We start from the raw sequence: 11,181 nt of genomic DNA, 5'->3' as shown, positions 1-11,181 counted from the left end.
CACTATCTTGAAAAAAACTCATTTTCCATTATGTTTGCCCGTGTATTTAACAAGTATTCTCTCTCCTTTTTGTCTCTGGCGGCAGTGTCTGCCGGGCTCCTGTCCTGCGGAGGCAGCGGCGATAGTGGAGAAGGAACCTGTCTTCCCTCAGGCAGCAGGCTGAATATGGTAGTGCCGATTACGGATCAGGTGAACCCGGATAACGCCTCCTCTCTCATCATCCAGCTGGATGGCAATGATACCGACCTTCCTCTGGCGAAGATTCAGGGAGCCGCTGCCGGTACTTCTATTCCCGCCACGACTCACATGGTGTACAGAAGAACGACTGCGGAAAAAGCTTCTCTGGTGGGCAACTTCGTGATTGCTCAGGGCCAGGTCACTTTGCCTGGTCCGATTGTGGTGATTTTCTACGGCTCCGTTCAGGTGAACATGGACATCACATTCAATACCTCTTCAAAGTATGAAACGGCCGAGGGTACGTGTACGGGCAACGTTTCGTTCGTGAGCGGCATTCAGGACGGAGAAGGAGCTATTGTTGCCGGGAACCCCTGGGCGGGAACGGATGGCACGGTGTTCTATTATCCTACCGGTAATTGAGTGGCCCATGAGTCACAGTTTTTATATTCAAAGTGCGGTCGTTCGTGAAGGATGGCCGCGCTTTTTTTTGCAGGAAATATGTTGAAAAATTGGGGAAAATTATGCCTGGTGACATTTTCATGCATGCTGGCGTCTTTTTTGCCGCATGGCTTCGGAACGGAGACTGTTCCGAACGTTCAAGAAGAAGTTCCGGAAACAGCCAGGGACTGCTACATCAATGTATTCAGGGCCAAGGTCGTCCCTGAGAGGATACGTTCTTTTAGCATGCCGGCGGACGGCATCGTCAGCAACTGGATTCCGGCGGACGGCCGCGTTCGGCGGGATACCATCATTGCTACGGTCAATGAGGATGAAATTGAGATGGAGCGGAGGGAGCTGGAGGTCAAGATTTTAAAAGACCGTATCGCCAAGGAGGAGGAACTGTCCGAATTGGAGAAACAATTGGAAGAAATGAAATTTTATTCTTCCCTGTCCAGGGAGGAAAGGCAGTATGCCAGCAAACAGCCGGAAGGCGGCCAACGGGCGGAAAAATCCTTGAAGGACAAGATTGAACTGACCAAAAAGGAATTAGCCATGGTGGGGGACAAGGCCAGATTGGACTTCAGCAAGAAAGAGGAAAAATACATCCTTAAAATGCCCTTTGACGGCAAGCTGCAGTACCAGTTTTCCTTCCCGCGGGACAACAGCGTATCCCTGTATCTGGATGCGGCGGCAGCCATTGCTACCGTTTGTGATGATTCCGCCTATTATATTACCATTTCCATAGCGGATCCTGATTTGACCAGGCTGCCGCCGGAATCATTATATCTGGCTGTTCCCATGAGTGACGGTTCCATGCTGCGGGGGAACTTTGCTTTCAAGCGTGTAGAGAAAAACACTTCCAGCGGGGGGGATTTACTGGCTTATTTTTTCCGCCTGTCTCCAAAGGATCATGACCGGGCTCACGCCATGCTGGGTTCCAATTGCACGGCCAGGCTCTATTATTCTCCTTCCGGAGAGGTGATTCGTCTCAATAAGGTTTTGCTGGCCTCCAGTCCGGAAGGAAGGAAATGTTCCTCCTGGCAGGAACTGCTTGAAAAAACGCATCCGGATATGGAGCTGATCGTAAATGGAGAAACGGAATTGATTGTACGGAAAAAATGAAATTGGCATGTGAATCCGTTTATTTCAGCTACTCAGGAAAGCAATGGATTTTTGAAAACTACAGTAGGCTTTTTTCATCTGGAATCACTATTTTAAAAGGGTATTCCGGATGCGGAAAAACCACGCTGCTGAAACTTTTGGCCGGTTATCTGAAACCCCAGCGCGGAAAGGTTCTTGCTCCCGGCCGGCGTTCTCTCACTGATGCTCTTTATCGCAGGAAGGAAGTAAGTTACATGTTTCAGGGGATCAATCTGCTGCCTCTGGCTACGGTGGAGAGGAATCTTCAATTGTGTGCGGAGATGGCCATGCTGCCTAAAAAACAGTGGACACAAAGAGTGGACGACCTCGTGGAGCGTTTGGGATTGGAATCCCTGCGTCACAAGAAGGCGGGCAGCCTGTCCGGCGGACAGGCCCAGCGTGCGGCTCTGGCCCGTACGCTGATGAAGGATTCAGATATTCTGCTGCTGGACGAACCTACTTCCGGTCTGGATGACAGCAATACGGAGATCATCAAGAAATTGATCAGGGAATACCCGTCCGATAAGATATGCATTTTAAGCACGCATGATTCCCGGCTCTTTGACCTGACTCATGAAATCATTGATTTTAATCAGCCTGTATCTCTTTAAGGATACTCTGCACCGGTGGAGGGAAAGGCCCGCCAGCCCGCTTTCCCGGGTATTGGTAGCGTTTTTCCTCTCCCTGTGCGCCCTTTCGTTTCTTGCGAATTATGTTCTCTCTGCAAAGATGCTGCATGATGAGATCAAAAGAAACGGGGCTGATCTGATTGTAGTCCTTGATACCGTGCGCGACGGTGAACCTTCCAAAAGGAATTTGCTTCAGCATGAATTGCCTTCCTTGTATGGCTGCGACGTCCTGGCGTTAAAAGATGCTCCCGCGGGATTCGCCCGTGTGGGAAAGGCGGTTTTCCCCATTCTGGAATACAATATGGAGTCCTGCTTTTATCTTGCTGATCTGGGGCTGGAGGAAGTGCCTGTCGTCCTTTTGTTTCACCCGGACAGGAGTTCCCTGCATCCGGGACCGTGCAGAGTTGTCATCGGGGATTTTGACTTTTCATTGAATGCATCCCCGTTGCCGGAGAACCACCTTTTAGGGAAATTATATCCTTCAGGAGTGGTGCTGGCTCCGGAAGGAGCTTTCAATACCGGGCAGGAGGCCCCTATAAGCAATGACCGGTATGTGATCAGGGTTCATGAGATGACGGCGGACAATATCCAGAATATTGAGGAAACGCTTAATAATATGGTGCGCTATGACGGGAGCATGACGATGGTTCAGACTCATGTGAGCATGTTGAAGAGGTTGGAAGTGCTGATGAGCAACCAGATGGAATGCCGGACCGGTTTTTCTATCGGTATTGCGGTTATTGTAGGCATTCTTCTGATTGCCCTGGCGTCTATGGAATTCCGGCAGAACGAGTATGTCTATACATTGATGAAAAGTTTTGGGGTGCGTCCGGCTCTGCTGGTGCTGACATTTATTGTGGAGAACATATTCCTGATAGGAATTTCTTATGCCGGAGCTGTATGGGCCTTTATGAAGACTCAAAAGATTGTCCTGGGAGAATTTTTCAAGCTGGGCGATGCGGTGTTGACGTATGCGGACATACGGCAGGATTTGTGGCTTTTGGGAGTTTCACTTTTGATCTGTGTGTTGCTTTCTTCCGTGCCGGTTGCCTTCTCTGCCTATCGCCCTATTGGGAAAGTGTTGAAGTAAGCAGTGCGCATGCCCCATGCCGGGGGGTAAATAATTGTTCCTCCTTCGTTTGAAAATGCGGTTTTTTGATACAAAAAGGCCTGCGGAGGAAGTCCGCAGGCCTTTAAAAGTCAGAGAATGAATTCTGGTTATTTATTGAATTTCGTCAGAGTACCGGGCCGGTCGGTAACGGCAGGATCGGCAAAATAGGGATCAGACAGGGCGCATGTAGCGGTTCCTGTGCCTTTGGTTACATTTTTAACGTCGGTCATGATCAAGTAGCAGGGGAAGGCCTCTTCACCGGCTCTGTTGGTGTACCAGTAAAAAGCTATTTCAGCGGCGGTGTCATCAGCGGGAACATAGCCTCTGACGTGCATGGACGCGACACTGGGCTCCGCGCTCTCTCCGGAATAGATGTTGGCGTTGTGTGTGGAAACAACGTCAAAGGCAACCGTATATACCTGGTTGTTTTCCAGGGAGATTTCTACATTGCGAGCTGTTCCGACAGGAATATAGATTTCTTCCGTTTTACTGGAGCCCCCGCAACCTGTGAGCACGGACGTGCACAAAAAGGAGGGGAGGAGCAGAGATGCCATGATGCAAAAACGAGTATTCATATAGATGGAGGATATTGAAATTATATGAGTAAGACGGAAAGGGATGATTAGTTGCTGTAAGTAATGGTAACGTCTGCACTGACGCCATTGAGAGTTTGCATTTCTTGTCCTGCGGGCTGGCGTGAAAGCGTTCCTCCTTCGCCGCCTACGGATGCATGGGTGGATTGGTCAAATTCCAGAGCAGGGAGGTCCATGGAATATGCCGTAGTATTGTTTTTCCCTGCAATCCAGCGCAGGTTCAGAGTAGCTGCATTATTGCCCGTCTTGTGGTAAATCACGGTTGGAGAGCCATTCCATTCTTCAATATTCTGTCCACGGGTTTGAAGACTGGACTGTCCGTTGGTGGCGGTGATCAGTTCAAAAATATTCGGGAAATCCGATGCCGTTATTCCCAGCCTGATAGATAATACGGTACCGTTGAGGGTATCGGGGGCATTGCCGCCGCTACTGCTGCTTCCGCCGCATTGCGTCAAAAAGAGAAGTCCAAGGGAACAGCAGGCCAGGGAGATTTTCTGGGAAAGAGGGAGCATAACAAATAACTGTAGATAATGTTTATTGAAGGAGATTGTAGTATTTCCTATGATCTGTCAAGGAAGGAAATTTGGAAAATGGAACCCCTTTCAGAAAGGGGATGGAAGAGGATTTCGGCTTGCCATTGCTGATCTTCCTCCTTCCTCCTTTTCCCGGTTCTGCTGTGTTGGTACTTGACTTTTCAGAGGCAGAAGTTATGAAACGGGCACCAGTATGCTCCTTTTCTCCTCGGTTTGCAGCTTTTTCTGGAGTCCATTCAGGGTGGCTCGGTGGAGGACTCTGTTGGGTTTCTGTATTTGCGCCGTTGCATGTACTTCCTGTTCCGTGGATAAGCACATGGAAAGAAAAACGGTGGAGCTGATGGATAAAATGGCTGCCATCCCCAACTGGGACGAACTGCCCCGGAGGGAAATCTCATGGGATACGGCAATGGCCGTCATGATGGAGGGAAATTTGGATTTGAAGCGCTCGGAACAGGCTCTCAGGGCTACGGAACGTTCTGTTATCAGCGTGTATACCCAGGTCATTCCGGGCGTGAACCTGGATTGGATGCTGACAAAAGAGCTGAGCGAGCTGACCCGTGTAACAGCGCAGGATGTAGAGTATAATACCAATATTCTGTTTAATATGCCGTCCCTGACGCAGATACCTTTTGATTATTATTCGGCCAAATCCGCCGTTTATACGGCCCGGAAAACCTTGGAGATGAAAAAAAGGGAGCTGGTGTCCAGGTTGTACCGGCAGGTACTTTCCTATCAGAATGCATGTGTCAGCCATAAGAACCGGCTGGATGCCGTGCCCTATGACGATGATGGAGTTCAGAAGAAATTGATCCAGGATGACTGGGAGAAGAGAGTGAGTGAAATTTCCCAGGGATTTGCTGTCCTCATGGGGAATATGGATGCCCAGTGGCTCGTCAGGCCTGAAACGATGCCCAGGGTGGACTGGAGGAAATACAAGAGTGCTTCCCGCCATTTGGATTTGCTGGTGGTGACCATGGTAGCCATGGAATTGGAAGCTTCCAGGTTGCAGGTTTTAAATGCCAAGATGAAGTTTTTCCCGTCCGTGGATATTAATTTTTACAGCCCTACCTTGTTTTCCAGTACGGGCGGCACTTACCAGGGGTTCTTTGCAGGCGCCGGAGACATGCAGGTGAATATGAGCCTGCGTGAAGAATTGGACACCCGGCTGACCTCCTGGTTCCAATACAAGACGGCCAAGGAAAATCATGATCTGATGCAGAAAAAGGTTGTGATGGATTTGCAGCAGAGGCGCATCAAGGTGGCCGCGCTGATGGAGAGCAGGAAAAGGTTTGAAATCTGGAAGAAAGTCATTTTGAAGGAAATTGAGTTTAAAAAGTCCAGGATGGCTTTATCAGGCAAGGAATATCTGGCGCAAAGGAAGGATATTAAAACCATGCATGAGAATCTGGATGCGGAAGCCGCCAAGAATGCGGAAGTGGAAGCGGCGCTCATCATGGAGTACGGCTGGCTGAAATAAGGGGAAGGCGGAGCGGCCCTGTGTGACTGCGGTGCCTTCCTTTCTTGATGCCTTCAAAGGCTTGTGTTACGGTCCGGACATGCAAAAAGTTCGGCAGCCCGTAGGCATGGCGTTGATGATTCTGGCTTTTCCGGCCGCCATTTACGGGGCGTTCCCGTGGGGAATCGCCCTGGGGGCCTTTTTGTTCCTGCTGGGGGTGGCCGTGGCGGTCAGCCGTTTTTCCGCCATTGTCTGGTCATGGTGCCTGTTTTCCCTGGGGATTTATCTGGCCGCGCCTTTTATCTGGATGTGGAATCCGGACTATTTTTTCAGCCGCCCGTTTGACGTTCTATTCGTGAGCGGCTGTTTGGTGGGCAGTCTGGTTCTGCTGACGATCCGGTTTGCGGTAGTTCCCGTGCTGTGGCCTAAAATCTTCCGCCATTTTGTAGAGGGAAGCCCCACGCTGGAGGACCTGGCTCCGGAGAAGGGAAGGACGGTGGCGGAACTGCGGAACGGCATTAAACGCAGGCAGGTGAATTTCCTGTTCGGGCATGCGGATGAGGAACTGGTGGAAAAATGGGGGAAAATAGCCCAGGGCATCGCGGCGCTTTCCAGGAGCCGTAAACGGTTGACGGCTTGGGTAGTAGGTATTCTTCTGGTCTGGCCCGCAGCCGTGTTTTTCCTTTCCGGAGGCATGGGCGGCGCGCTGGACCGTGACATTGACCGCATGTGGGAAACCCGTCCGTTTCGCAACAGCATGGTGGTTTCCACCCCTGCGGCCATGAATGCGGCGCGGCGCGTTTTCAAGGATGCCCGCGCCCTGCGGGGAATGACGATGGAACAGGCGCGCACGTGGCTGAAAACGGACCGCAGGAATGCCGCCTTCAAGCTCGGCAAGCCCCGTTACGATTTTGAAAAGGATGAAACCGTGCTGGTGCTTTCGGACGGGCGGGATTCCATTCGCCTGGTGGCGGTCTTCAATGACGCCGGGCAGATTACCCATTCCTGGCCGGAAGAATACATGACCCTGATGGTCAGGGATTTGGAGAAAAACTAAATGCCGGAGACAAAGGTTTGAATAGGACCTTTGAGCTTTGGTGTTTGGCCCTTGCGGAACCCCTGCGGATTTCCGCTACAGCGTGCGTTTTTGCGGAGGCGTCAGGTTCAGCCTGCCTTCACTGATGTGGATGCCCATGCCGCTTTCCTCAATCATGTGGATGAGCGGCAGATAGGCCTGGAGCAGGTTTTCAAATGCGGGAAGGAGAAAGATCATGTAGCCCTGGGGGACGGAAAGGCTGCCGATGGTGCCACCCACGTGGATACCCCCCGGCAGAGTCTCGTCATTGTAGAATTCAAAGCGGGTCTGCACCGCCATGTAGTTGTGCGGGTCCATGGACTGGAAGGGCGTCAGGAACAGGGAAATCGTCTGGCGGGAGTCGATGCCCGTATAGCGTTCAATGATGATTTCCATGCAGCCTTCCCCGATGGCGCCGTCCGGCTGTTCCTTGCCGCCGTGCAGCCGGATGCCTACCGCCGGATTGGTGGCGAAGATGGCCAGGGCTCCGTGCTGCTGCGGATGGACGGAGGAGGCCAGGTAGCGGTTGATGTCTTCTTCCGAGAAGGAAACGGAGGCGTCCCTGTTAATGGCCTGTTTCAGGATTTTGGGGATGTCCGGAGCGTTTTCCTTTTGGCGGAAGCCGGGCAGGTCAGCCGTGTTCTGCGGGCTCCAGGAGGAATAAATCAGCCAGGAAATAGCCGCCAGAATGGCTATGGTGAACAGGAAGATGAGGTTGCCGATCAGGGAGAAGGGCGTTTTTTCACGGACGGGTTTCTCCTGGCCGGCCTGTTCCTCCGGATCGTAGAAATGTTCCACGATGTTTTCATGTTCCGGCAGGTCGTGCAGGGATTCCCTGCCGGCGGAGCCGTTCCGGGTGGCGCCTTCGTTGTCGGAGTTGGGGGACATGGTGCGGAGGGGTTACGGGAGTCTGGGGAATTTGGAGAAGTCGGGTGCGCGTTTTTCGACGAAGGCGTTTTTGCCTTCCTTCGCTTCCTCGCTCATGTAGTAGAGCAGGGTGGCGTTTCCGGCCAGGTCCAGCAGGCCCATCTGTCCGTCGCAGTCAGCGTTCAGGGAGGCTTTCAGGCAGCGGAGGGCCAGGGGGCTGTGCCGGAGCATCTGGCGGCACCAGGAGAGCGTTTCCTCTTCCAGCTTTTCCAGAGGCACCACGGTATTGACCAGTCCCATGTCCAGCGCTTCCCGCGCGTCGTACTGCCTGCACAGGTACCAGATTTCCCGAGCCTTTTTCTGGCCCACGATGCGCGCCAGGTAGGAGGAGCCGAGACCGCCGTCAAAGGAGCCGACCTTGGGTCCCGTCTGGCCGAATTTGGCGTTGTCCGCGGCGATGGTGAGGTCGCAGACGACATGGAGGACGTGCCCACCGCCGATGGCGTAGCCGGCCACCATGGCGACGACGGGCTTGGGCATGGTGCGGATGGTGCGCTGCACATCCAGAATATTCAGGCGCGGCACGCCGTCTTCACCGATGTAGCCGGCATTTCCGCGCACTTTCTGGTCGCCGCCGGAGCAGAAGGCGTCAGGGCCTTCCCCGGTCAGGATGACCACGCCCACCTTGGGGTCTTCATGCGCGGCGTTAAGGGCGTTGAGCATTTCATGCACGGTCTGGGGACGGAACGCGTTACGGACTTGGGGGCGGTTGATCGTGATTTTCGCGATGCTGCCGTCGTCCGTTGTTTCATACTTGATATCCGTATATTCCCTGGCGGTGGTCCATTGTGCGCTCATGCGGACTACTTTAATAAGGCGTCCGTCAATGGGAAGCTTAAAATGCGCCGACTTCCGGGTGTATGCGGACTTGGGCGGGGGGAAAGGCGGCGGAGGACGGGAGCAGGCGTTTTTTCTGCGTTTTCCGGGAGACAGGCTCTGGAAAAGCGTGGACGGAGCCGGGCGGCAATCTTTTTCCTTCATCCCGGTTTTCCGCTGCTTTTCCGGAAGGCTTCCCGGTGACGGAAGCTGGCGGCATTTGTAATTTACGGCATGCGCTTCTGTGCTACATTGGGAACGGTATGATACATGACCTACTGGTGCGCGGCGTGACGGTGTTTCCCGGGAGCGAACATTTTGAGTTTGTCCCCGGAATCAATGTGGTGGTGGGCGGCAATGATTCCGGCAAGAGCCATCTGCTGAAATTGTGCTATACCGTAGCCAAGTGGAGCGCGGACGGGGGCAGGAAGTCCCTGCCGGAGAAATGGGCGGAGGAACAGCGGCTCCGGAAGGACCTGATGCGGGTCTTCGCGTCCCGCGGACTGGCCGGGCTGACGGCACGGAACCGCGGGAACGCCCATGCCCATGTGGAGGCTTCCATGGAGGGGGACGGGGTGCCGGAAGGCATGGGGAACCTGGTGTTTGATTTTCAGGCGGGGCATGAGGAGGAGGGGCTGAGCATTCAGGAGATGCCCAAACGCTTCCTGAACGTGCCGGTGGTGTTCCTGGCGGCGCGGGAGGTTCTGACCATTTACCCGAGCTTTGTACAGGTGGGGAGCAGGTTCCCCGAGTTCCTGGACGGGGGGAGCTGGGACCTCTGCCGTTACCTGGACGTGGATGCGGCAGCGGAACCTATCAGCACGGACGCCGGGCGCGTGGTCGCCAGGCTGGAGAAGATCATCGGCGGGGAGGTGGTGAAGCGCGACGGACGGTTCTTTTTGCAGCGTCCCGGACAGCAGCCGATCGAGATGAGCCTGGTGGCGGAGGGCTTCAAAAGGCTGGGCACGCTGAGCTACCTGATCCGGAACGGTTCCGTGAAAAGAGGGTCCGTGCTGTTCTGGGATGAGCCGGAAATGAATCTGAACGCCTCCCATCTGCCCGTGCTGGTGAAAACCCTGACGGGGCTTGCCAAGACGGGGGTGCAGGTGATTCTGTCTTCCCACAGCCTGTTCCTGCTGCGGGAGCTGATGATTCAGCTTTCCGAACCCCGCAATGCCATGGTGCAGAGGAAGTTTTTCGGGATGAGCGTGCCGCGGGGAGACCGCTCCGGGGTAAGGGTATCCTGGGGGGAATCCCTGGAGGATGTGGGGCCTATCGAATCTCTTGAAGCGGAAATCGAGCAGGCGGACAGGTATTTGAAGCTGAGCTATGAGTCATAAGCCGTCAGAAGCTCATTACGTGGAGGGAGTCCACCGTTTCTGGATCGATGAAGGCTACGTCGTGTGCCGCATTGAATGCTCGGATTATTATGCCCGGCAGGCGCAGAATTTCTGCGGGGGGTGCAAGGAGATGGACTTCCTGCTGTATCATCCGGAACGCCGGGATTTATGGCTGGTGGAGGTGAAGGACTACCGTTTTGACGCCCGTCCCAAGGTGGGGGAACTGGTCTGCGCCCTGAGCCGCAAGGTCCGGGATACGATGTTCCTGCTCCGGGCCGCTTCCGTGGCCGCCCCGCATGAAGAGCCGGCGGAGGGCATTTCCCTGAGGGATTTTTCCATTCTGGCCTCGGAGGCGGAAACGCTTCACCTGGCTTTTCTGCTGGAAATGGGCATGGGCGGCGTCTGGACGGACGGCGGCCTGCTGGCAAACGTCAAGAACCTGCTGGTGGGCTCCATGCGGTTTCTGGATGCGGAGCTGATCTGCGCGCCCATCACGTATCCCCACCGCATCGGCCCGTGGCGCGTGACCTCCGCCCACGGGGAGGTGAGCAAGCGGGTGGAAATCCGGCGCGCCAGGAAACTGGCGGAAATTCAGGAACAGCGGCGGCGGGAACGGCTGGAGGCGCAGGAGGAGATCGCCTGGCAGGAAAAGAGCCGGAAGGGGAGCGGCTTTCATCCGGCGGAAACGGCGGAAAAGATGCCCCAGTGGAAGCGCCGCCTCCAGCAGCGCATGAACGGGGAAAGCGCGAATCACGAGGGACGACGCAGAAAAAGGAAACGGGACTGAATCCCGCGCTGTCTATTGCCTCATTGCCGGAAGGCGCTTCCGGGCCCGGAACGGTCCGGTTCCATCCTGCGCCGGCTGTATGGCATGTCTCGGAAAAAAGTTTTATTTTACAAGGACTCGCGTATCATGCCGCCCGATTCATTAACTTCTGTG

The 11,181-nt window shown here is 54.3% G+C and carries 12 protein-coding genes; 8 read left to right on the top strand and 4 right to left on the bottom strand.

All coding sequences use genetic code 11. From position 1 onward, the window contains the following. Positions 1–30 precede the first annotated feature (30 nt). The 4 genes from J5W70_RS01895 (at position 31) to J5W70_RS01880 (ending at position 3,477) form a co-directional block, all read left to right on the top strand. On the top strand, positions 31–597 hold the full coding sequence (locus J5W70_RS01895) for a hypothetical protein (RefSeq protein ID WP_022397738.1): 567 nt from the start codon (positions 31–33) through the stop codon (positions 595–597). A 264-nt stretch (positions 598–861) separates the two neighbouring features. Then, positions 862–1,740, top strand: coding sequence for a hypothetical protein (locus J5W70_RS01890; protein ID WP_146019189.1), 879 nt, complete (start codon positions 862–864; stop codon positions 1,738–1,740). Further along, a complete protein-coding gene (locus tag J5W70_RS01885) occupies positions 1,737–2,369 on the top strand; it encodes an ATP-binding cassette domain-containing protein (RefSeq protein ID WP_022397740.1) in 633 nt (210 codons plus the stop codon). The genes J5W70_RS01890 and J5W70_RS01885 overlap by 4 nt, the downstream gene beginning before the upstream one ends. A 52-nt stretch (positions 2,370–2,421) precedes the next feature. Further along, positions 2,422–3,477 (top strand): ABC transporter permease family protein, encoded by a 1,056-nt coding sequence (locus J5W70_RS01880; RefSeq protein ID WP_208050630.1) that lies wholly within the window; start codon positions 2,422–2,424, stop codon positions 3,475–3,477. Positions 3,478–3,605: 128 nt separating this feature from the next. Here J5W70_RS01880 and J5W70_RS01875 read toward each other — a convergent pair whose 3' ends face one another. Continuing rightward, a complete protein-coding gene (locus J5W70_RS01875; RefSeq protein WP_146017874.1) occupies positions 3,606–4,073 on the bottom strand; it encodes a hypothetical protein in 468 nt (155 codons plus the stop codon). 47 nt (positions 4,074–4,120) lie between these two features. Next, positions 4,121–4,603: a hypothetical protein gene (locus J5W70_RS01870; protein WP_022397743.1), complete on the bottom strand. Its 483-nt coding sequence runs from the start codon at positions 4,601–4,603 to the stop codon at positions 4,121–4,123. A 337-nt stretch (positions 4,604–4,940) separates the two neighbouring features. Between J5W70_RS01870 and J5W70_RS01865 the strand changes: the two genes are divergently transcribed. Together J5W70_RS01865 and J5W70_RS01860 are read left to right on the top strand one after the other, a co-directional pair. Next, entirely contained in the window at positions 4,941–6,104 is a 1,164-nt protein-coding gene (locus J5W70_RS01865) for a hypothetical protein (protein ID WP_022397744.1), read from the top strand. A gap of 79 nt (positions 6,105–6,183) precedes the next feature. Further along, positions 6,184–7,140, top strand: coding sequence for a hypothetical protein (locus tag J5W70_RS01860; RefSeq protein ID WP_022397745.1), 957 nt, complete (start codon positions 6,184–6,186; stop codon positions 7,138–7,140). A 75-nt stretch (positions 7,141–7,215) separates the two neighbouring features. Here J5W70_RS01860 and J5W70_RS01855 read toward each other — a convergent pair whose 3' ends face one another. Then, a complete protein-coding gene (locus J5W70_RS01855) occupies positions 7,216–8,046 on the bottom strand; it encodes a hypothetical protein (protein ID WP_022397746.1) in 831 nt (276 codons plus the stop codon). A gap of 12 nt (positions 8,047–8,058) precedes the next feature. Then, complete coding sequence (gene menB, locus J5W70_RS01850) at positions 8,059–8,883, bottom strand: 1,4-dihydroxy-2-naphthoyl-CoA synthase (protein ID WP_022397747.1); 825 nt, start codon at positions 8,881–8,883, stop codon at positions 8,059–8,061. A 281-nt stretch (positions 8,884–9,164) separates the two neighbouring features. Here menB and J5W70_RS01845 point away from each other — a divergent pair, with 281 nt between their 5' ends. Together J5W70_RS01845 and J5W70_RS01840 are read left to right on the top strand one after the other, a co-directional pair. After that, positions 9,165–10,241: an AAA family ATPase gene (locus J5W70_RS01845; protein ID WP_022397748.1), complete on the top strand. Its 1,077-nt coding sequence runs from the start codon at positions 9,165–9,167 to the stop codon at positions 10,239–10,241. Next, positions 10,231–11,028 (top strand): hypothetical protein, encoded by a 798-nt coding sequence (locus tag J5W70_RS01840; protein WP_022397749.1) that lies wholly within the window; start codon positions 10,231–10,233, stop codon positions 11,026–11,028. Before J5W70_RS01845 ends, J5W70_RS01840 begins: the two co-directional genes overlap by 11 nt. The last annotated feature ends 153 nt before the right edge of the window (positions 11,029–11,181 follow it).

It is taken from the genome of Akkermansia massiliensis (assembly GCF_018847375.1).
Classification (GTDB): Bacteria; Verrucomicrobiota; Verrucomicrobiia; order Verrucomicrobiales; family Akkermansiaceae; genus Akkermansia; species Akkermansia massiliensis.
This window is presented reverse-complemented; position numbering and strand designations above follow the sequence as displayed.